The organism is Paraburkholderia rhynchosiae, assembly GCF_002879865.1.
In the GTDB taxonomy this organism is placed as follows: Bacteria; Pseudomonadota; Gammaproteobacteria; order Burkholderiales; family Burkholderiaceae; genus Paraburkholderia; species Paraburkholderia rhynchosiae.
Genome location: NZ_PNXY01000047.1, coordinates 1 through 19,980 on the forward strand (window position 1 = coordinate 1; position 19,980 = coordinate 19,980).

Below are 19,980 nucleotides of genomic sequence, written 5' to 3' on the forward strand. Positions count from 1 at the left end.
GCTCGCCCGGCAAGAAGAAACAGCGCGAGTTCACGCAGGCCGATATCAATGGTGTGATTCTGGAACAGTCGCAGCAGCGGCAAATGCAACAACCACGCAAACCTGGCCGTCGGTCTGCAAAGGTGATAGACACAGACGTAAGCGCCCTGCCAGTTCAGGCATCGTCCTTCAACAAGGTGTGAGACAAAAGGCGTTAGAAACAAACCCCTTAAACCCGGACATTTCAACTTAGCCAGAAAGCGGACATTTCAGAATGGCCTCGACATCTATGTTACGGCAAAGCTGTAATGTCGTACCTGGGCAAAGCTGAAACGTCGCATGTCATGCTGGCTGACCTTTGACGGGAGGCTTGCATGACGACATCCGGGACGATCACCATGACGATGCGCGAGGTTGACCGGCTCAGGACGATCCAGTCGGTGGTCGACGGGATGCTGACGACCTGGCAAGCCGCAGAGCGGCTTCAGCTGAGCCGGCGTCAGGTTGAGCGGCTGACGGTACGCTACCGCCGCCAGGGTGCCTCAGGACTGCTGTCACGGCATCGGGGGCACCCGAGCAACTACCAGCTGGCGGATGGCACGGCGGAACGCGCATTGAATCTGATCCGGGGCAGTTATGCGGATTTCGGGCCGACGCTGGCATGCGAGAAGCTGTACGAATCGCACGGCATTCGCCTTGCCAAGGAGACGGTCAGGCGCCTGATGACGGACGCAGGTCTGTGGGTGCCCCGGCGGCAGCGGCCGCCGAGGATTTACCAGCCGCGTGCCCGGCGCGCGTGTCTAGGCGAGCTGATCCAGATCGACGGCAGCGATCACCGCTGGTTCGAGGAACGCTCGCCGGCGTGCACGCTGCTGGTCTATGTGGACGACGCCACCAGCCGGGATCATGGCGCTGCACTTCACGGCGACCGAATCGACCTTCAGCTACTTTGAGGCGACGCGCGCGTATATCGAACGCCACGGCAAGCCTGGCGCGTTCTACAGCGACAAAGCGAGCGTGTTTCGCAGTGGCAAGGCCCATGAAACGGGAAGCAGCGTGACGCATTTCGGCCGGGCGATGTTCGAGCTGAATATCGACACGTTCTGCGCGAACAGCAGCTCAGCGAAGGGTCGCGTCGAGCGCGCCCACCTGACGCTGCAGGACCGGCTGGTGAAGGAATTGCGACTGCGCGGAATCAGCACGATGGTCGAAGCCAATGCGTATGCGCCCTCCTTCATGGCGGCCTATAACGTGCGCTTCGCGAAGCCGCCGAAGAGCGATTTCGACGCCCACCGGCCGCTGCGGGGTGACGAGAATCTCGACCTGCTGATGACGTGGCGCGAGACGCGACGTGTGACCAGATCGCTGACCGTTCAGTACGACCGCGTGATGTACCTGCTGGATGACACGCCGGAGAACCGCAAACTGATCCACCGGTACATCGACGTGTGGGAGTACCCGGACGGACGCATCGAGATCCGCGCAGATGGCCGGGTGCTGCCGTACAGGCAGTACGACCGTCTGGCCGAGATCGACCAGGGCGCGGTCGTTGAACATAAACGCCTGAATCACGCGCTGCAGGTCGCGCAGGCGATCCAGGCGCAACGCGACAACCGGCGCATCTCCAGCTCCCCCGCGCGCACGAATCAGGGACAACCGGTTCGGGCAACAGAACGCGCGCAGGGCACCAAGAAGCAGCGCGAATTCACCCAGCACGACATCAACGGCGTGATCACGGAATTGGCACAACGAAGGCAGCCGAACCAAACACGCAAACCTGGCCGTCGATCTGCAGGATCTGTCTGAACGGGCTGACACGCCCTGCCCGTTCACGCGCTGTCCTTCAACGCTACGTGAGATTCAAACCGTTAAAGACAGTGTCAAACTCAAGGTCAAAACCCGACATTTCTAAATAGCTGCAGCTGCGACATCTGGGAATGGCCTCGACAAGCAGTCCGTGGTATACCGCGCGAGAATCACGGAATGGCGATGGGGCTTTACACTGCCTTCCTGGATGTGGCGATGGCGATAGGAAGCCCGGCCCTCGGGTGGGTCGGCGGGCGCGTCGGGCTACGTGCAGTCTTCATGGTCAGCGCTCTTATCGTTGCCTGCACCGCCGGCGTGGCCGTTCAGCTGCTTCGTAAGCGCAACGATCGGGTAGCCGCATGAATGCGTGACACAGCCCGCTAGTGCTCAGCGGGCCCCATTCAGCCCACCCGCCGATAGACGTGGACACTACGGAACGTAACCGACCGGTGCCCGTTCTACTTCGGGCCAAGCCGGCATTGCGCGAAATTATCTCGCTTCATGTATGGCCCCAGTAGCGCGCTCGCCGGACGCTGAACCGCTGGCGGTACGCAGACTCACGCCTTTCGTCTCGGGCACGAATTGAGTCATGATGAGACAGGCAACCGCGACTACGGCAACATAATAAGCCGGCGCAAGGGGCGATCCAAACGCACGGACCAGAAGTGTACCGATCAACGGTGTCGTTCCTCCGAACACGGCCACGGTGACTTGATACGAGATCGCGTGCCCCGTTGCACGGAACGAAGTCGGGAAAAACTCGGGCGCGGCAACAAAGCATGAACCGCCATACAGTCCGACCCCCACAACCAGCAGGAGTTGACCGATCAGCGCGCCCGCAATCGTACCCGTCGCCGCCAGATAGACACCAGGATACGCAGCGAAAGCTAACCATGCAGCGCCGAAAGTGAGTATGGGCTTTCGGCCGAAGCGGTCGCTTAACATTCCGCCGAGCGGAATCATGAAGGACAGCACAACGACGGCGGCGGCGTTCGAAAAAAGCGCCAATGTCGGATCGAGCTTCGCCACTCGAACGAGAAAAGTGTACATAAACCCGAGTATCAGGTAGGAGCCCACAGTCTGAATGGGCTGAATCATCGCCACGTTGAGCATGCCCTTCAGACCGCCTTCACGCATCGCGGTAAGAAGAGGATTCTTCGGGTGCGTCCTGCGTGTTGCTTGCTTAAATTCATCCGGCTCGTCGAGATTGCGCCGCAACCAGAAGCCCACGATGCCGATAAGTCCGCCGGCAAGAAAGGGGACGCGCCAAACCCAGTCGGCATACGAAGTCGCACCGGCCGCAAGTTGGAGGCCGATCAGGAGTATTGCCACCAGAGCATTGGGCAGATGTGAAAAAATCAAAGTCAGGCCGATCCAACCGCCTCTACGGTCATGTGGCGCCGATTCGAGGATAAAGCTGGTGGTGCCCGTCGTCTCGCCACCGAGCGCAAGGCCTTGCGCGATCCGGCATATGACAAGGAGAATGGGGGCTGCGATTCCAATGCTGGCATAAGTAGGCAGGAGGCCAATTACGGCGGTGCCAAGCGCCATCAGCCAGACGGTGGTCGCCATGACCTGTACACGCCCGACCTTGTCCGCGATAACGCCGAACATCAATCCCCCCAGAGGCCGGGCGAAGAACGCCACGGCGTAGACGGCGAAGGTACTCAGAAGCGCTGCGGTACGGTCGCTGCCGGGGAAGAAATGCGCCGCCAAGATCGGAACGGAGAACCCGAAAACCGCGAAGTCGTAGATTTCTCCAAAATTGCCGATAGAGCCGGCCGAAAGCGTTCGAATAGTACTTTGACTGGCCACGTCAATCCTCCACACAAGCGTTATATTGATGCAACGGGCAACAAGCGTTGCCGGATGAGCGAGAACCGCCGCCGCTCGTTAAGGTCGAGCAATCCACCCGGAACCGTCACAAACTCGCGCTGCCCCGGGCGCCCTGCTAGATCATTCGGCTAAGGCGAAGAATGTCAGGCAGCCCGAAATCGGTCACGCTGGGCTGGGTGTGGCCGCGAGAAAGCGCTACCTTGACTGCAATTTCGTAAGCCAAGTACCGCTCACGCAACAACGCGTTGAGTCCTTGCGAAATAATCTCCCTCTCAGCTGGCGTTAAAACACCGGGTGCGCTGAAATCAAGACATGCCATGAACGTCTCCTGAACTGGCTCGACCCCGCTTGATCCGCATCGGTGCGAGTTGGCTCCGCATAGTCCCAAAGCTTCCTGTGCCAGCGGAGGACTCGCACCGCCATTTGTCGACCTTTACGGCCAGGCCACAGCGGAGCGCATCGTCTCATCGGATCGCTACTAGCGCTTACGGCGGCGTGATCCGCCGACCGTATAGATAGCGGCGGCCGTGACAACCACCGTTCCTTCGATGACGCCCTGATAGTTCGCACCCAGGTTCAGAATGTTGAACCCGTTCGTCAGGGTGAAAAGGAGCAGTGCGCCTGCAAGGGTTTTGATAACGGAACCCGCGCCGCCAAACAGAGAAGTCCCGCCGAGGATCGCGGAGGCGATGACAGTCAACTCTGCCCCTTGCATCGCCGTTGGGTTGACTGCTCCCAGGCGACTGCCGAACAATACGCCGCCGAAGCCCGCCGCCGCACTGCACAGGATGAACCCAGCCATCTTGTAGCGCTTCACATTGATCCCAGACAAGCGGGCCGCCTCGGGATTACCACCTACCGCGTAGACTCGTCGACCAATGTTCGTCATGCTCAGGATAAACCAGACAATCGCCGTGAAAATCGCCATATACACGACGGGTTTGGGCATCGCAAGCGACAGTCCACCGGCAACCACGAGAGCAAGGCAACAGATACCGCCAACGATCATGCCAAGGGATGTCGTCGGGATATTGCGTGCTTCGCGACGCGCTCGAAGCAGGATCCAGCAACCCGCGAACAACAGTGCAGCGCCTATCACGATGAGGGGAATGGCGACTGGCAGGCGGCCTGATTCGAACATTCGCATAGCCTGCAGCGCTTCGGGCGTATCAACCGACAGGGACCGGCCGTCGGTGTAGATCTGAACCACACCGCGGATCGCGGTCAACGTCCCCAACGTGACAATGAACGCATTGATCCCGAGGTATTGGACGATCGCACCATTCAACAGCCCCGCCAGAATCGAGACGAGCATCGCAACAAGCGCCGCAGGCCAGAACCCGAGTGTGTCAGACAGACCCACGAGCACCGCTGCCGACAGCGCCGCCACCGACGCAACCGAAAGGTCGAAATTTCCAGTGATCAGAATGACCGTCATGGCAACTGCGATGATGGCCACCAGCGACGACTGATACAGGACGTTGGAGATGTTAACCACGCTCAGGTAACTTGGCCTGCCGGTGTAGGCGGCGACGCCAGAGATAATCAGTACCAGCAGGATTAGCGCGTAGTAAACGCCCATCTCGCGAAGACTGAGCAATCGTCGCCAATCAGTCATTTGTCCTTGCGCCATTTGAGAAACGCCGTCCGTCGGCCCTCCAGAGGATTCATTGCCGCCACTTGACGGTCCGGAATGTGTTGAAGTCGTCAGGTTCATCATTACTCTCTCTTTCAAGATTGCGCGCCTGCGCGTTGCTCGCTAGCCGGGTTCGCACTCTTGCCGCCCGCCAACAACATCAGCTCATGCTCAGACGTCTCGTGGCCAGCGCGCTTAGCAATGCACCGCCCGTCGCGCATAATCAGGATCCGCGTGCTCACTGCGAGGAGCTCCTCGAATTCGGACGAAACCATGATGACCGCTTTGCCCGCCGCAGCAAGCTCGCGCACGAGCAGCAGTACGTCCGTCTTCGCTCCGATGTCGATGCCGGCGGTCGGCTCGTCCAGCAAGAACACCTTCACATCGCTGAATAGCCACTTGGCAATCGTTACTTTCTGCGCATTGCCCCCGCTAAGCTCGGTCACAAGGATGTCCGGCGAACTCGCCTTGATCGACAGGCGACGGATCGCCTCAGCGCCGCGTTTGCGCTCTCGCGCGGGATCTGGCAACCAGCGGCCTCGCGAAACGCCGCTGAGCGCCGGCAGCGTTGTGTTGCGCCAGATTTCGAACCCGGGGACGAGACCCTGTTCCATACGGTCTTCTGGAACTAATCCGAGCCCGGCCCTCACTGCTGCAGCCGTCGATTTCCCAATCGATCGACCCTCGACCAACACCTCACCGGTGGCATCGGGGTCCGCACCAAAAATCGCATGCAGAAGTTCACTACGACCCGAGCCAAGCAGACCCGCGATTCCCACGACCTCCCCCGCCCGTACTTTCAACGAGATGGTCGCGAGATTCTCGGGAGAGGCGACGCCTTTTAGCTCAAGCACCACAGGCGCGCTCAAATCCACTGGCTTCGTGGGCACCCGCTCCAGTGCAACGATCTGCCGTCCAACGATAGCTTCCGCGAGACGCGACTCGTCAAGATCAGACGTTTGCGCATCGACGACTGCTTGCCCATCACGAAGTATGGTGACCCGGTCCGTGAGCGCCATGACCTCGTCGAGAAAATGCGACACGAACAGAATCGCTTTATCTTCGACGCGGGACAGGTGCCGCACGATCTGGTAGACAACCTCGCGCTCACTTGCCGCAAGGGACGCGGTCGGCTCGTCCATCACGATCAGGTCGGCGCCCGTTCCGAGCGCCTGCATAATCGCGACCATCTGGCGTTGGCCGATGGACAGGTCGCTCACGAGCCCGTCCGGATGAAGCCAATAGCCGACTCGCCCACAGAGATCGGAGAAACGCTTGCGAATGACCGTGCTACGACGCCACCGGCTTTCCTCGCCGAGGAATACATTCTCGAGTACCGAAAGCGTTGGCACCAGAGGGATGTGCTGATGAATCGTAGCAATCCCCATGTCGTTCGCGGCTTTGGGACTCGAGTATTCAACGGGCGTCCCTTTCCAGACGATTCGTCCGCCCGTCGCGGGAAACGAGCCCGACAGGATCTTGATCAGCGTCGATTTGCCAGCGCCGTTCGCGCCGAGTAACCCGTGAACCGTTCCGCGCGAGACGTTGAGGTTGACTCCGCGCAGTGCGGTCAGGCCGTTCGGGAATGTCTTCGTCACGCCCTGCAATTGCAAAAGCGGGATTTCGTTTTCCATTTGGCTGCCTCCTACACCTTCAGTTGACATCAACGCTGCTTACCACTCGGGCGCGCATTGGGACAGGCTGGCCTTCGTCACCTGAGGGGTGTCAACATCGACAAACTGTGCTTTCGGCGCGGCGGGGTTCGTCACTGCCGCATACAAGGCCTTGAACGCAAGCGCGCCCATTTTTCCCGGCTGGATGCAAACCGTGCCATCGACATCGCCAGCCTTGATGGCGTTGATGCCGAGTCGCGATCCGCCTCGACTGACGAGTTTTGCGTGGGACCCCGCCGCACGTACAGCTCGAGCACAGCCAATGACCATGTCGTCGGCCTGGTTGAAGAAAAGGTCGACATCCGGGTGTGCGGACAGAATGTTCTGGCACACGGACTCCCCTTTTTCAGGAGTCCAGTCGGTGGGCTGCGACGCGACGATCTGATACTTGATGCCCGCCTTATCAAGTCCTTCCTTGAAGCCCTTTGTCACCTGCCATACCGTCGGGTAGCCAGGCGCCCCCTCGACGATCGCGATATTGGCTGTCCGCCCCTTCGGAAGCAAGGTTGCGGCAATCTGTGCGGCATCGTATCCGGCATGCACCTCGTCGCTTGCGACCAGTGCGCTTACTTTTGGATAGACGTCTTTGATCGGATGCTTTTGCGGATCACCGACTTGCGTCGCAACCGCCACGAACGGGATGTTATGGGACGCGGCACGGTCTACCCAAGATTGAGCAACCACCGCGTCGATTGGAAGAACCGCGATCCCGTCGACCTTTTGAGCGATGAGGTCGTCAACCGCATTTCCCTGCCTTTCGACGCTTGTCTTCGCGTCAAGGACAATCGTTTTGACGCCCGCCGCCTTCGCTGCCGCCTCGAATCCTTTCGCCGCTGCCACATTGAACGGATACTGCATGCCTGCGGCGACGTAGCCCAGCGTGATGTCCTTGGCCATGGCGGCGTCTGTCACAAGCGCCAAGACGCCGGCTACGCCGATCAGTGCCACTTTCCTGACGTACTTTTTCATTACTGTCTCCACATTTAGTTGATTTGCTAGCCGCAGAACTGTCCAGGCCTGCCTGCACGAGTCATGCGGTCGTCTCTCTGTGTGCCCCGCATGTTTTCTCGAACCGACTGCTCGCAAGCGATGGTCAAGATGCGTGAGCCGCTATCACCACTGGGGGATGCAACTACGTTCTTCTGTCACGCCTGGCGTGTCTATTTCGATGAACTTGCCCTTAGGCGTCTGCGCGTTCGTTTACAGCAGCGTAGAGTGCCTCGAACGCTTGCCGTCCCTTCTTCACGGGCTCGACATAGATTATTCCTTCCACGTCAGCCCGTTTTGATCGCGTTGATTTCAGACCGCGACACTTCGGTGCTTCCTCAGATGCGTACTGTCTTTTGCAACACCGTCTTCGTGACCATGAATGCATCCAGCGTCGACGGCCCTCCCTCCCGTCCGATCCCGCTGTCCTTCACTCCGCCAAAGGGCGTGTCTGCGTCCGGCGTGCCAAAGTGGTTGATGGACAAGACACCACATTCAAGCTCACGACTGATCCGTTCGGCATCCTGAAGAGAGTTGGTGAATGCGTACGCTGCGAGGCCGACTGAAAGGCTGTTTGCAACCGCAATAGCCTCGCCCAGCTCGTCTACACGCACGCAGGCTGCGAGTGGACCGAAAGGTTCGATCGTCATAGCATCAGCATCGATGGGGACCTCAGCGAGTACCGTCGGTTCGAAAAAATAGCCTCGATTTCCGATACGGGCGCCCCCCGCGGCAACTCGGGCGCCGCGCTGTTTGGCGTCTGCTACGAGCCCCTGCATCGCGGAAAGCCGTCGCGCACTTGCCACTGGACCCATCTGCGCGGTCTCGCTGAACCCGTCGCCAACTCGCACCTCTCGCGCCGCACCCGCGAAAGCGGTCACGAAATCGTCGTACACGCTGCTATGAACGATGAATCGGGAAGGAGATGCACAGATTTGGCCGCTGGCGTTCGTCTTACCCCGCGCTGCCAGTCGGCCAACCGCAACACCATCTACACCTTCGCATACGAGTACCGGAGCGTGCCCGCCCAACTCCATGAGTACGGGCTTCATCGCCGCAGCCGCTAACTGCGTCAGATGCTTTCCGACCCCAACCGAGCCGGTGAACGTCACCAGTCGAATTACTGGAGACGCAATGAGCGTCGACGAAATTTCTGCGGGGTTGCCAAACACGAGATTCAACACGCCTGCAGGAAGACCTGCGTCCTGGAAGGCTTGTACGAGGAGGCACGCGGTGGCCGGCGTTTCCTCCGCTGCTTTCAATATGACGGAGCACCCCGCCGACAGCGCCGCACTGACCTTGCGTGCTGCAGAACTGATAGGCACGTTCCAGGGCGTAAAGGCCGCCACGGGGCCAATCGGCTGTCGCAAAATGAACTTCTGCATCTGCGATTCACCGGGAACGATGAACCCGTACTCACGCAGTGACTGCGCGGCGTTCCAATCGAAAAAGTTCATCGAGCGGTCCGCCTCCGCATAAGCGTCGGAATACAGCTTGCCATTTTCCAGTGTGATCGTCGTGGCGATGAGTTCCAGTCGTTCGCGCATCAGCGCCGTGGCTTTCTGAATCACCTTGACGCGTTGCTGAGGCGGCGTGTCGCGCCACGCCAGAAAACCCCGCGCCGCCGCGTCCAAAGCACGCGCGAGGTCCTCGGCGGTCGCCTTCGGCACTTTGCCCAATACGTCTTCGGTAGCCGGGTTTCTCACTTCGACTGCCGTTTCGCGGTCGTAGACCCACTCGCCGTCGATGTAAAGCCCGACGCGGGGGTACTCGGCTTGCACCTTGTTTTGAGCGCTCTGATGACTTGCAGTTGACATCGATGACATCCCTGTTCGCTTACGTTGACCAAGCTCACCGCGAGCATGCTCGCGGTCGCTATGTTGTCTATCTATCGTGAGCCGGCGGGCTTGTTCAGTCGCCGACGACAGCGTTCTCGTTAGTGGTATTTCAGGCAGGCACTGCCGCCTCCCGGGTGATGCGAAGCGGGACTGCATCCTTCAAAATCATATCCGCGGCCTTCACGCCGATCATGATCGTCGGAGCATTCGTGTTGCCGGATGTGAGATGCGGCATGATCGAAGCGTCAGCCACCCGCAAGCGTTCGACACCTCGCACACGCAAACGCTCGTCCACTACCGCTAGCCTGTCGCGTCCCATCTTGCAGGTGCCCGCCTGGTGGTGCGCTGAATTGCCAGTCATTTCCATCCAGTCAAGAATCTGCTGGTCCGTCCCCACCGCAGGGCCAGGAATCTGTTCTTCGATGACGCGCGACGCAATCGGCTCGGTCGACATGATTTGCCGGATAAGCTTCACCCCCGCGATCATTGCGCGATTGTCATCGTGGTTGGTCAGAAAGTTCGGTTTGAATACGGCCGGGTCAGCCGGATTTGCCGACCCTAACGTCACAGTGCCGGTAGCGCGCGGACGCAAAAGGTAAACCGAGACGCCCATGCCAGGCTCGCGTTCAACTTCACACTCTCCGCCCGGGGAGTAGGTGAAGGTCATCGGCCTGAAGCTGATCTGCAGATCAGCGTAGGGCTCTTCTGGCCGGCTTTTCACAAAGGCCCCCACTTGCGACGAACCCAGCGCCAGGTAACCCTTGCGCGTCAACAGGTAACGCGCGCCTTCCAGGTACTTCCTGATGCCGCTCAATTCCAGGTTGTAAGAACTATCTGGAGTCGAGCGATAACTTCCGTGCACGTAGAAATGATCTTGCAGGTTGAGTCCGACACCAGGGCTCTGCACATAAATTTTGATGCCGTGCCGTTGCAGCTCTTCGCCCGGTCCAATGCCCGACAGCATGAGCATCTGCGGAGAATTGAGCGATCCGGCCGACAATATGACTTCTCTCGCGGCATCAAAGGTCCGACGCTCTCCGTGCAGAAGCACTTCTACTCCCGTTGCAACGTTATCCTTCAATGCAATGCGCTGCACTGCGGCCCCCGTCAGCACGGTCAGGTTCGGCCGATGGCGAACGGGCTCGATGAACGCGGTGTAGGCGGAGTAACGGCGGCCACCACGAATCGTGTGCTGCATGAATCCGACACCGTCATGTATGGCGCCGTTGATATCTTCCGTTCGAGGAATGCCTAGACGCTCCGTGGCTTCGATGAAATCATGCGAGCTTCGGACTTTCACCACGGGATCGCTTACCCACAACGGACCACCGGCGCCACGATATTCATCCGCCCCGCGCTCGTTGTGCTCCATCTTCTTGAAGTATGGCAGGAGATCGTCGTAGCCCCAGCCAGAATTTCCCTCGTCGCGCCAGCTATCGAAATCATTGCGGTGGCCGCGGATGAAAATCATCCCGTTGATGGAACTTGAACCGCCTAGCGTCTTGCCCCGAGGCCAGTACATCTTCCGATTGCGAAGTGCAGGCATCGGGTCGGTGAAGTAATTCCAGTTCAGTTCTTTGTGAAAGTACAGCTTCGCCATACCGGCAGGCGTGTTCACCCAAAATTTATCAGCGGGAGGTCCTGCTTCCAGCAGCAACACCTTGTTATCAGGGTAGTCGCTGAGCCCACGGGCGAGCGCGCAACCGGCAGATCCGGCGCCGATGATGATGTAATCGTATATATCCATGCTGATTGGCTGCTCATCCCAGGAAGTGTGTGTCTGCGTTTGTTGAAGGTTATTTCGGAGGGGTCGGTTAGGCTAGTCGCTTTTTCTGGCCGTGAGGGTAAGCATCGCTAAACCAGCGATCGGGTTTCCCGTTGACCGGCTACAGAGGCCCGATTGAGCGTCCTCCGCACGCCGACACAGGCTGTGGGGCGATCGCCGATAAAAGGCGCTTAAGGGTAAAACCCGATTCTTGCAGGCGGCTTTTTGCCCGGCATTCGACGCCTTGCCGGACAGGCCGCGTGAGGAGCGCTTTCTTTGTGAATTGCCTGCGTATATCCTCGCCTCTCATTTCCAAATTCATAGGAGAACAACATGGCCGAGGTATTCGCAATTGCTATCTCCGTCGCAAAGCCGGGGTTTGAGGAAAAGCTGGCCGATGCACTTGACGCGTTGCTTGCACCCACTCACAAGGAGAAGGGAATCCTTGAGTACGAGATGTATCGCGATATGCGGGAATCGCGCTGCTTCGTCTTCATCGAGCGGTGGGAAAACGAAGAGACATTCAACGCGCACTGCAACGCCCCGCATATCAACGTTTACCTCGAAAGGACCAAGGGCTGGGTCGAGAGCAACAAGATTCATGTCTTAAGAAAAGGAAAGTAGCACCGCGCAGGCTAGCGCAACCGGGGAAGGCATCTGCGCAGCTGCGCCGACAGTGCGGTGCCTGCGAACGTCGTCGCGGGGTTTCCTGTTCCGGTGTTCTCATTGCAGTCTAGTATGCTCAAACCGTGTCGGGAGATTACCGCGCGATCCACAGTGCAAACTTTGTCAGCCTAACTTACCGTCGAAGCAACAAAAACGAACTGGACTTAACGAGGGTGCGAGCAATAAGCTAGTCGGGAAGGAGACATTCACAGCGCGTCATTTCCGCTACGAGAGAATATTCATGAAAGAGCATCAGGCGACGCTCGTCGCCGACGGCTTCGTTTTCCTGGAGGCGCCCAGGTGGTACGACAATCGCCTTTGGGTTTCGGATGTCTTCGATTTCAAGCTATATACCGTGACTGAAGACGGCACTCGTAGCGTCGTTTGCAACGTGCCGGGCCGCCCAGCTGGAATCGGGTTTTTGCCGGATAAAACTCCGATCGTGGTGTCCTGCGCAGACAAAAAACTGATGAAAGTGTCGGAGGGCGTTTTGTCTATCTACGCGGACCTGAGTGATGTCGCGACTGGCGATCTCAACGACCTCGTCGTAGATGACATGGGTCGAGTTTATGTAGGCAACTTCGGGTATGACCTCTTCGGCGGAGCGCCGATAAAAGCGACCGAGATGCACGTCGTTGAGCCCGACGCCTCTATTCGGGTGGCCGCCGCCGGGCTTGAATTTCCCAACGGAGCCGTCATCAAGGACGACGGACGCACGCTCGTCGTGGCTGAAACATGGAGCGGGAAACTCACCGCCTATGACCGCGCCGTAGATGGCGAGTTATCTCATCGCCGCCTTTTCGCCGATCTTGGAGGCAGGCAACCCGATGGCATCTGCGTCGATAAGCACGGGGCCATCTGGGCAGGCTGCTATAACACGGGCGAATTCGTCCGCGTAATCGAGGGCGGCGAAGTTACAGACTGCATCAAATTCGAAGGCAACGCCGTCTCATGCGCCATTGGTGGCCGTAGCGGGACCACGCTCTATTGCTGCGTGTATCTCGGAACGGATGAACAACTGCGAGCGCGACAGCGGCGCAGTGCTATCTATAAAGCTGAGATAACTGCCTGAACGACAGCCGTCAAGGCGAACGCACGGAACACCGACTGAATCGTTCGGCGTCCTGGATCACGGGAAGATTACGGACCCAGGCTGCGCACCGGTCTCACTCTTTCTCACACCGTCCACATGCCGGCAGTGGATTCAGCCCGTGTTTCTGCCGAAATATCGCTCGCCTTTTGAGGGAGCACCTTAATGGAGATAGGAAGCAAATGACGACTCATCGCAAATGGAACTACGAAGGCAAGGTGGCATTCGTAACCGGTGCAGCAAACGGAATCGGGCAAGCAACCGCGCTAGCTTTCGCGCAGGAAGGCGCTGACGTCGTTGTTGTGGACGTCTCGGAAGAAGGTGCCAACGCGACTGTACAGATGATCGAACAGGAAGGCGTGCGCGCGCTTGCTGCGAAATGCGACGTTTCGAAACCGGAAGAGGTTCAGGCGGCTCTTGCCGCGACTATCGACAAATTTGGTCGGCTCGACTTCGCTTTCAACAACGCAGGCATCGAGCAAGCGCTTGCCTACACCGCCGACATTAGCGACGAGGGTTTCGAACGCATTGTGCGCATCAATCTCGGCGGCGTCTTCTATTGCATGAAGTATCAGATTCCAATTGTGCTCAAGAACGGTGGCGGGTCGATCGTGAACACGTCTTCAGGCGCGGGCGTTGTTGGAATCCGTGGTCAGGGCGCCTACTGTGCGACCAAACATGGAGTTATCGGCCTGACAAAGTCCGCCGCTCTGGAGTACGGGAAGGACGGTGTCCGGATCAACGCTGTGTGTCCGGGCATCATCGACACACCGATGATTGGTCGCTTCACTCAGGGTACCGAAGAGAATCGACAGCGGATGATTTCGCAAGAGCCGATCGGGCGCCTCGGTCGGCCCGAGGAGATCGCCAACACGGTTCTATGGCTGTGCTCCGACGTAGCCGGATTTGCAATTGGCCACGCTGTAGTCATTGACGGGGGCCAGACGGCGGGCCTTTAAGTATCACGCAGTCGCGTACCCGCCCGCGCAACGATGCATGGACGGCCGCCGACGTGTGCACCATGCATCGCGCGGCGTGTGCGGCCATACACGTCGCCGGTAACCGGACGGGGCGACTCCGTCGCCGCGACTCATGAGCACAGCTCATAGCACCATGCGTCAGCGCCGGCTTAATTCCTCGTCAATCTTTCCATACAATCGACTATTCCGCCGTCCGGACAAGTCAAACACGTGTCCACGAACGGTGTCAGGTTCTCGAGCGCTACACGCCCATATCCACAAGCATCCCGATTGCTGGCGGATTCTACTTTCTCTCATTCATCCCAAGAGGTTCCACGATGAAGACGCGAGGCTATGCCGTTCAAACCCCGAAGTCGCCGCTCCAACCGTATGACTTCGAGCGGCGCGAACTGCGATTCAACGATGTTGCAATCGAGATCCTGTACTGTGGAGTCTGTCACTCCGACCTGCACCAGGCTCGTAACGACTGGGGCTGGTCCAACTATCCGCTGGTGCCGGGTCACGAGATAGTGGGCCGCGTCATTGATGTGGCTCCGCACGTGAAGCGCTATAAGGTTGGAGACCACGTCGCTGTCGGCTGCATGGTGGATAGCTGCATGACATGCGACCAATGCCGCAAGGGCTTGGAGCAGTTGTGCCGCGAAGGAAACACGCAGACTTACTGCGGGTTCGATCGGGTTACGAATGAGCCGACCAAGGGAGGCTATTCGAAACATATCGTGGTCCGCGAAGACTTCGTGCTTCGCGTGCCCGACAGCCTTGACCTCTCGCGTGTGGCGCCGCTGCTCTGCGCGGGCATCACGACGTACTCTCCCTTGCGCACATGGGGGATCGGTCCCGGCAGCCGGGTCGGCGTCATCGGTCTGGGCGGCCTTGGGCATATGGCAGTCAAGCTCGCGTCGGCCCTCGGTGCGACCGTGACCGTGGTGAGCCGCACGCCCGACAAGGCGGCTGATGCGAGAGAGCTCGGTGCCGAGGCACTTCTACTCTCCACCGACAACGCAGCAATGGAGAAGGCCGCATCCCGGTTCGACCTCATCATAGACACCATTCCGGTCCGTCACGACCTGAATCCTTACCTGCCGCTGCTCGACGTCGACGGCACTATCGTTCTTGTCGGCCAGGTAGGCCCGCTTGCCGAACCAAGCACGGTACCGCTCATTGTCGGTCGTCGACGCATCGCTGGCTCGCCGATTGGCGGAATTCGGGAAACTCAGGAAATGCTCGACTTCTGCGGGCGCAAGGGCATCCTGCCTGACTGCGAAATGATTCGTATGGATCAGATCAACGAAGCGTGGGAACGGATGGAGCGGGCCGACGTCCGCTACCGATTTGTGATTGACATGGCGTCCCTCTCAGTGTCAGCGTGAGTTGTAGGTGTTGTAAGCCATACACGGTCAAGCGCTTTAATCCGATCGCGACCGAGAGCGCTTGGTAGGTGGCTGGCTTACTGCCCCAAAATCTCGTCGAAACCTGCACAACTATCGGCCCAAGGCCGATCATGACTCTCTGATGAAACGGTTCGCCTCGAGACTAATGATTCTGCTTGCGGTCATTTCCGCAGCTTTTGGATTCGCCGTCTGTGTATATCTCCAGCAGCCCGTGTTTGGGAAGCTGCCGGATAATGGCAGCCTGTCGCGCATCGAACACTCCCCTAACTACGCAAACGGAAGCTTCCACAACCAGATCGATACGCCACTACATACAGGCGGAAGCTCGGAACAACATGCCGTCCAATTGGGCAACAGCGTCATCTACGGTCTCGTAGCTGGCGTCTGGACCGGAAACATCGGTCGAAGAGCGAGGCGCATGACGCACGCGCTCAAAGCTGGGACAGTCTGGGTCAACACGTACCGTGCGTATAGTTTCATGATGCCATTCGGTGGAATGAAGATGTCGGGCCTCGGCCGGGAGAACAGGATAGAAGCCCTCAATGATCGTGGTAAGTGGGGCTTACCGGCCTGCGAAGAAAATGCGACTCGACGCGCTCCGCTGCAGAGCGCACGATAGCGTAACGTCGCTTTTGATGCGACAGTCCGCCGAGGACAGCATCGGCAGTAAAAGCAAGGAGGAGATCCATGCGAGTCGGGTACATCGGGTTGGGCGCTATGGGGGGCGCGCTTGCCCGTCATCTGATCGGCAAGTTCCCATTAAGCGTGTTCGACCTGAATAGAAGGGCTGTCGATGCCTTCGTCGAACTCGGCGCAGCAGCGGCGGCGACACCGGCAGAACTCGCACGTAACAGCGACCTGGTGCTGCTTTGTCTGCCCAGAAGCTCGGATGTTGAAGCGGTGCTTTTCGGCCCGGACGGTGTGGCGCAAGGGCTTTCGTCGGGCAACATCGTTGTCGATCAAACTAGCGGTGTGCCAGCACAAACCCGAGAATTCGCCCGACGGCTTGAGGGGTTGGGCGTTCCGCTGTTTGACGCTCCGGTCTCCGGAGCGATGGCGACCGCAGTTGCGGGAACCATTTCCATTATTGCATCGGGTCCGCATGAGGCATTTGAAACGGCGTTGCCGATCTTGCAGTCAATCAGTCCTAACGTCTTTCATTGCGGAGAACAGGTCGGTAACGGGCAGACGATGAAAACCGTGAACAACATGATGAACGTCAGCTGCCGACTTGCAACACTCGAAGTTGTCGCGATGGGGCGGAAATTCGGCCTCCCGCTCGAAGTCATGACCGAAGCGATCAACGCCACGACGGCACGTAATTACACGTCACAAGGAATGTTGCCCGCTATTGCCCAAGGTCGCAAGTCCACCAAGTTCTGGCTGGCCCTTCAAGTCAAGGATATCCATCAGGCAATCGGACTGGCCGCGGAGCAGCGCGTCCCCATGCCTATCGGCGGAGCCGCACGCTCGATACTGCAAATCGGCCTTAATTCGCTAGGTAAGGACGCAGAACTTGAGCAGATGATTGGCGTCATCGAGTCGATGGCCGACACAAAGTTTGTAGACGCGACCACAGACGTAAAGTCTCAGGAGGAAAAATGACTACGATTGGCCTGGCGGGAAGCGGTGAGCTTGCTTCGTTTATAGCTCGCCAGTTGACAAAGTCTCACACTGTTCGCGTTCTGGACACGAACAACGTCTCTGTGCATTGCGCCGGTGCAGAGCGGGTCGACAACGCTGCTAATCTGGCCATGGGTGTGGACCTCGTCGTCCTCTGCATCGACTCTGACGAGGTGAGAGAAGCATTGCTACGAAGCCCGGATTGGCTGAACGCAGGGTCCGAAAAAAACAGAGTCGTGATCGACATGAGCCAAGGCGATCCTGACGATACCAGGTCCCTCGCCAAAGATTTGAGCGAGGTTGGAATTATCTTGGTCGATGCGCCCCTACACACGGAAAACATCGAAGAAGCCCCGGAGGCAGCGGCCATCTTCTTCGGAGGATCCGAAAGCGTCCTCCAGTCCGTGCAAAGCGTTCTTGAAGCTGTCTGTCCGAAGGTCATTCACTGCGGCGATGCAGGCAGCGGTCACGCCATGCGCCTGGTCGTCGCGGCAATCGCGGCATGCAATCGACTCATTACCTATGAATGCGCAGCGATGGGGGCCAGGAACGGACTCACGATTGCCGACATGGCCGTCGTGCTGAACAAGAGTTCCGGCTATAACAGCGCCTCGGCACGGGTTCTTCCGGCGCTCGCAGCCAACAGGCCAACCGCCAATGTCACGCTGGGCAGTTGGGCAAACGACCTTAGAAAGGCATCGGCCGTAGGTATGCGTTACGGAGCTCCGATGCTCATCGCAACAATGGCCCGCTCGACGCTGGATGCTGCTGCAAACAGACTTGGTCACTCGGTCAGCGTCGATCGACTTGCGGAGATCTGGGAGCTGGACTGCGGCCTACCGGCCCCGGGCGCGCGTTAGTTGCACGTACCTATCGCAAGGTGGTGAAAGGCGAGCGACGGCATGCAGGACCAACGATTGGCCCAGTCGCGCAAAAGTGCTTGCGGCCTTGTTTGCGACCAGAGCTTTTGCTGCGGTCGTCCGCGTGCAGTTGACCAGGTCCCAAGAAGACAGTCGGTGCCGAGACTGCAGCGAAGCCTGTTAGCGAACACGACGCTGCCGCAGGTCACCAAGGGGCCATCGGTGTCCGCGCTCGTGCGCGAAGCCGGCACGTCTTCTGAACCGAAGTACTGCGATCGCGTTTGAGGTGATTAAACAGTCGCGAGCCCTTATGCGCTTGTCGGCACGCTGTACAGGTAGTCGACGAGAGAAGCTCGCCGTGGAGCACAGCGGCGAGCGCGGTTGTGCAGTCAAAGAACTTTTGCGGGCAGCGAAGTCCCGAAAGGAGCGAAGTAAATGGCGCAGGCACTGCTCGGCTGCATTGCCGACGATTTCACTGGCGCGACCGATCTCGCCAACATGCTCGTGCGCGGTGGCATGCGTACGGTTCAAACCATCGGCTTACCGTCCGCAGGCGTAGAAGTCGAAGCGGATGCGCTCGTCGTCGCCTTGAAGTCACGCACGATTCCCGCCGATGACGCCGTTCGTGAGTCGCTGTACGCGCTCGAATGGCTGCGCGCGCAGGGTTGCCGCCAGTTCTTCTTCAAGTATTGCTCGACGTTCGATTCCACCGATAAGGGCAACATTGGACCGGTCGCGGATGCTTTGCTTGACGCCTTGAAGGATGACTTTACCATCGCCTGCCCTGCCTTTCCCGAGAACGGGCGCACGATCTTTCGCGGCAACCTCTTTGTCGGCGACAAGCTGCTGAACGAGTCCGGCATGGAGCATCACCCCCTCACACCAATGACCGATCCTGACCTCGTGCGCGTGTTGCAACGGCAAACGAAATCGAGAGTCGGCCTGATCCGCTATGACAGCATCGCGAAGGGCACCGACGCAACACGGGCGCGCATCGAGGAATTGAAGGAAGATGGCGTACGGCTTGCCATTGCCGATGCCATGTCCGACTCGGACCTGTTCACGATCGGCAAAGCGTGCCGCGATCTCATGCTGGTTACAGGTGGCTCCGGCATTGCGCTTGGTCTGCCGCAGAACTTTCACTCGGCCGATCTGCTCGTGTACGCAGGGCACGCCGATGACCTGCCGAAAATCGACGGCAGAGCGGTCGTGCTTGCGGGCAGCGCATCGACGGCCACCAACGCACAGGTGGCGCACTGGCGCGCCTCCAGGCCCAGTTTCCGTATCAATCCAATGACGATGTCTCGTGGCGAACCGGTGATCGAGAACGCCGTTCAGTTCGCGCGGAGCCACGACAACGAAACAGTGCTGATCTACGCGACGTCATCGCCAGACGAAGTAAAAGCAGTGCAGAGGAAGCTGGGCGTCGAAAAAGCCGGACATCTGGTCGAAGATGCACTGGCCTCTATTGCGCTCAAGCTGCGCGATGCCGGCGTGCGGAAGTTCGTGGTCGCTGGCGGTGAGACGTCCGGAGCGGTCGTGCAAAGGCTAGGCGTGCGCGTGTTGCGCATCGGATCGCAAATCGATCCTGGGGTACCAGTAACGCAATCTGTTGGCATCAACGATGAGGCGCCGCTTGCTCTCGTCCTGAAGTCCGGTAACTTTGGAACAGTCGATTTCTTTACCAAAGCGCTGAACGCGCTCAGCAGCTAGGCACGTGCCATTCGAGGCTCGCGGACTAAAACGCCGCCAAAACAGCGTTGCCTAAAGACACGCCCACGGCTTTAGTGGCGTCCAGTTCCGACCCAAGCCACCCGCCGCCCACGTTGGCTGCCGGCTTTCGCATGATC

16 protein-coding genes and 2 pseudogenes are annotated in these 19,980 nt (G+C 58.9%); 11 read left to right on the forward strand and 7 right to left on the reverse strand.

Annotated features, from left to right (window positions below; genetic code table 11):
• The 3 genes and pseudogenes from C0Z16_RS33620 to C0Z16_RS39515 all read left to right on the forward strand — a co-directional run.
• A pseudogene (locus C0Z16_RS33620) lies at nt 1-182 on the forward strand (ISNCY family transposase); the annotation flags it as partial.
• A gap of 171 nt (nt 183-353) precedes the next feature.
• Nucleotides 354-1,785: pseudogene (locus tag C0Z16_RS33625) on the forward strand (ISNCY family transposase).
• 156 nt (nt 1,786-1,941) lie between these two features.
• A complete protein-coding gene (locus C0Z16_RS39515) occupies nt 1,942-2,148 on the forward strand; it encodes an MFS transporter (protein WP_341867647.1) in 207 nt (68 codons plus the stop codon).
• Between the two features lie 126 nt (nt 2,149-2,274).
• Here the strand turns inward: C0Z16_RS39515 and C0Z16_RS33635 are convergent, their stop codons facing one another.
• The 7 genes from C0Z16_RS33635 to C0Z16_RS33665 form a co-directional block, all read right to left on the reverse strand.
• Nucleotides 2,275-3,600, reverse strand: coding sequence for an MFS transporter (locus C0Z16_RS33635; RefSeq protein WP_102636320.1), 1,326 nt, complete (start codon nt 3,598-3,600; stop codon nt 2,275-2,277).
• Between the two features lie 136 nt (nt 3,601-3,736).
• The gene (locus C0Z16_RS33640; RefSeq protein WP_102636321.1) at nt 3,737-3,940 is read right to left on the reverse strand and encodes a hypothetical protein; all 204 of its coding nucleotides are present in this window, start codon (nt 3,938-3,940) and stop codon (nt 3,737-3,739) included.
• Between the two features lie 159 nt (nt 3,941-4,099).
• On the reverse strand, nt 4,100-5,341 hold the full coding sequence (locus tag C0Z16_RS33645; protein ID WP_244201455.1) for an ABC transporter permease: 1,242 nt from the start codon (nt 5,339-5,341) through the stop codon (nt 4,100-4,102).
• 11 nt (nt 5,342-5,352) lie between these two features.
• A complete protein-coding gene (locus C0Z16_RS33650; protein WP_244201456.1) occupies nt 5,353-6,921 on the reverse strand; it encodes a sugar ABC transporter ATP-binding protein in 1,569 nt (522 codons plus the stop codon).
• A 9-nt stretch (nt 6,922-6,930) separates the two neighbouring features.
• Nucleotides 6,931-7,899: a sugar ABC transporter substrate-binding protein gene (locus tag C0Z16_RS33655; protein ID WP_102636324.1), complete on the reverse strand. Its 969-nt coding sequence runs from the start codon at nt 7,897-7,899 to the stop codon at nt 6,931-6,933.
• Nucleotides 7,900-8,255: 356 nt separating this feature from the next.
• Entirely contained in the window at nt 8,256-9,734 is a 1,479-nt protein-coding gene (locus C0Z16_RS33660) for an NAD-dependent succinate-semialdehyde dehydrogenase (protein WP_102636343.1), read from the reverse strand.
• A gap of 130 nt (nt 9,735-9,864) precedes the next feature.
• A complete protein-coding gene (locus tag C0Z16_RS33665; protein WP_102636325.1) occupies nt 9,865-11,502 on the reverse strand; it encodes a GMC family oxidoreductase in 1,638 nt (545 codons plus the stop codon).
• A gap of 351 nt (nt 11,503-11,853) precedes the next feature.
• Here C0Z16_RS33665 and C0Z16_RS33670 point away from each other — a divergent pair, with 351 nt between their 5' ends.
• From C0Z16_RS33670 to otnK, 8 genes are all read left to right on the forward strand, one after another.
• Nucleotides 11,854-12,144 (forward strand): putative quinol monooxygenase, encoded by a 291-nt coding sequence (locus tag C0Z16_RS33670; RefSeq protein ID WP_102636326.1) that lies wholly within the window; start codon nt 11,854-11,856, stop codon nt 12,142-12,144.
• A gap of 283 nt (nt 12,145-12,427) precedes the next feature.
• Nucleotides 12,428-13,258, forward strand: coding sequence for an SMP-30/gluconolactonase/LRE family protein (locus C0Z16_RS33675; protein WP_102636327.1), 831 nt, complete (start codon nt 12,428-12,430; stop codon nt 13,256-13,258).
• A 200-nt stretch (nt 13,259-13,458) separates the two neighbouring features.
• Complete coding sequence (locus tag C0Z16_RS33680; RefSeq protein ID WP_102636328.1) at nt 13,459-14,235, forward strand: glucose 1-dehydrogenase; 777 nt, start codon at nt 13,459-13,461, stop codon at nt 14,233-14,235.
• Nucleotides 14,236-14,573: 338 nt separating this feature from the next.
• The gene (locus C0Z16_RS33685) at nt 14,574-15,626 is read left to right on the forward strand and encodes an NAD(P)-dependent alcohol dehydrogenase (protein ID WP_102636329.1); all 1,053 of its coding nucleotides are present in this window, start codon (nt 14,574-14,576) and stop codon (nt 15,624-15,626) included.
• Nucleotides 15,627-15,792: 166 nt separating this feature from the next.
• A complete protein-coding gene (locus tag C0Z16_RS39680) occupies nt 15,793-16,266 on the forward strand; it encodes an aldehyde dehydrogenase family protein (protein WP_407070722.1) in 474 nt (157 codons plus the stop codon).
• 68 nt (nt 16,267-16,334) lie between these two features.
• A complete protein-coding gene (locus C0Z16_RS33695; RefSeq protein ID WP_102636330.1) occupies nt 16,335-17,252 on the forward strand; it encodes an NAD(P)-dependent oxidoreductase in 918 nt (305 codons plus the stop codon).
• Entirely contained in the window at nt 17,249-18,130 is an 882-nt protein-coding gene (locus tag C0Z16_RS33700; RefSeq protein WP_102636331.1) for an NAD(P)-dependent oxidoreductase, read from the forward strand. Before C0Z16_RS33695 ends, C0Z16_RS33700 begins: the two co-directional genes overlap by 4 nt.
• 435 nt (nt 18,131-18,565) lie before the next feature.
• Entirely contained in the window at nt 18,566-19,843 is a 1,278-nt protein-coding gene (gene otnK, locus C0Z16_RS33705) for a 3-oxo-tetronate kinase (RefSeq protein ID WP_102636332.1), read from the forward strand.
• Nucleotides 19,844-19,980 lie beyond the last annotated feature (137 nt).

Excerpts from the sequence above, each read along its gene's own strand:
- C0Z16_RS33640 (WP_102636321.1), bottom strand. The coding sequence starts at position 3,940 with ATGGCATGTCTTGATTTCAGCGCACCCGGTGTTTTAACGCCAGCTGAG.
- C0Z16_RS33645 (WP_244201455.1), bottom strand. The coding sequence starts at position 5,341 with ATGATGAACCTGACGACTTCAACACATTCCGGACCGTCAAGTGGCGGC.
- C0Z16_RS33650 (WP_244201456.1), bottom strand. The coding sequence starts at position 6,921 with ATGTCAACTGAAGGTGTAGGAGGCAGCCAAATGGAAAACGAAATCCCG.
- C0Z16_RS33655 (WP_102636324.1), bottom strand. The coding sequence starts at position 7,899 with ATGAAAAAGTACGTCAGGAAAGTGGCACTGATCGGCGTAGCCGGCGTC.
- C0Z16_RS33660 (WP_102636343.1), bottom strand. The coding sequence starts at position 9,734 with ATGTCAACTGCAAGTCATCAGAGCGCTCAAAACAAGGTGCAAGCCGAG.
- C0Z16_RS33665 (WP_102636325.1), bottom strand. The coding sequence starts at position 11,502 with ATGGATATATACGATTACATCATCATCGGCGCCGGATCTGCCGGTTGC.
- C0Z16_RS33670 (WP_102636326.1), top strand. The coding sequence starts at position 11,854 with ATGGCCGAGGTATTCGCAATTGCTATCTCCGTCGCAAAGCCGGGGTTT.
- C0Z16_RS33675 (WP_102636327.1), top strand. The coding sequence starts at position 12,428 with ATGAAAGAGCATCAGGCGACGCTCGTCGCCGACGGCTTCGTTTTCCTG.
- C0Z16_RS33680 (WP_102636328.1), top strand. The coding sequence starts at position 13,459 with ATGACGACTCATCGCAAATGGAACTACGAAGGCAAGGTGGCATTCGTA.
- C0Z16_RS33685 (WP_102636329.1), top strand. The coding sequence starts at position 14,574 with ATGAAGACGCGAGGCTATGCCGTTCAAACCCCGAAGTCGCCGCTCCAA.
- C0Z16_RS39680 (WP_407070722.1), top strand. The coding sequence starts at position 15,793 with ATGATTCTGCTTGCGGTCATTTCCGCAGCTTTTGGATTCGCCGTCTGT.
- C0Z16_RS33695 (WP_102636330.1), top strand. The coding sequence starts at position 16,335 with ATGCGAGTCGGGTACATCGGGTTGGGCGCTATGGGGGGCGCGCTTGCC.
- C0Z16_RS33700 (WP_102636331.1), top strand. The coding sequence starts at position 17,249 with ATGACTACGATTGGCCTGGCGGGAAGCGGTGAGCTTGCTTCGTTTATA.
- otnK (WP_102636332.1), top strand. The coding sequence starts at position 18,566 with ATGGCGCAGGCACTGCTCGGCTGCATTGCCGACGATTTCACTGGCGCG.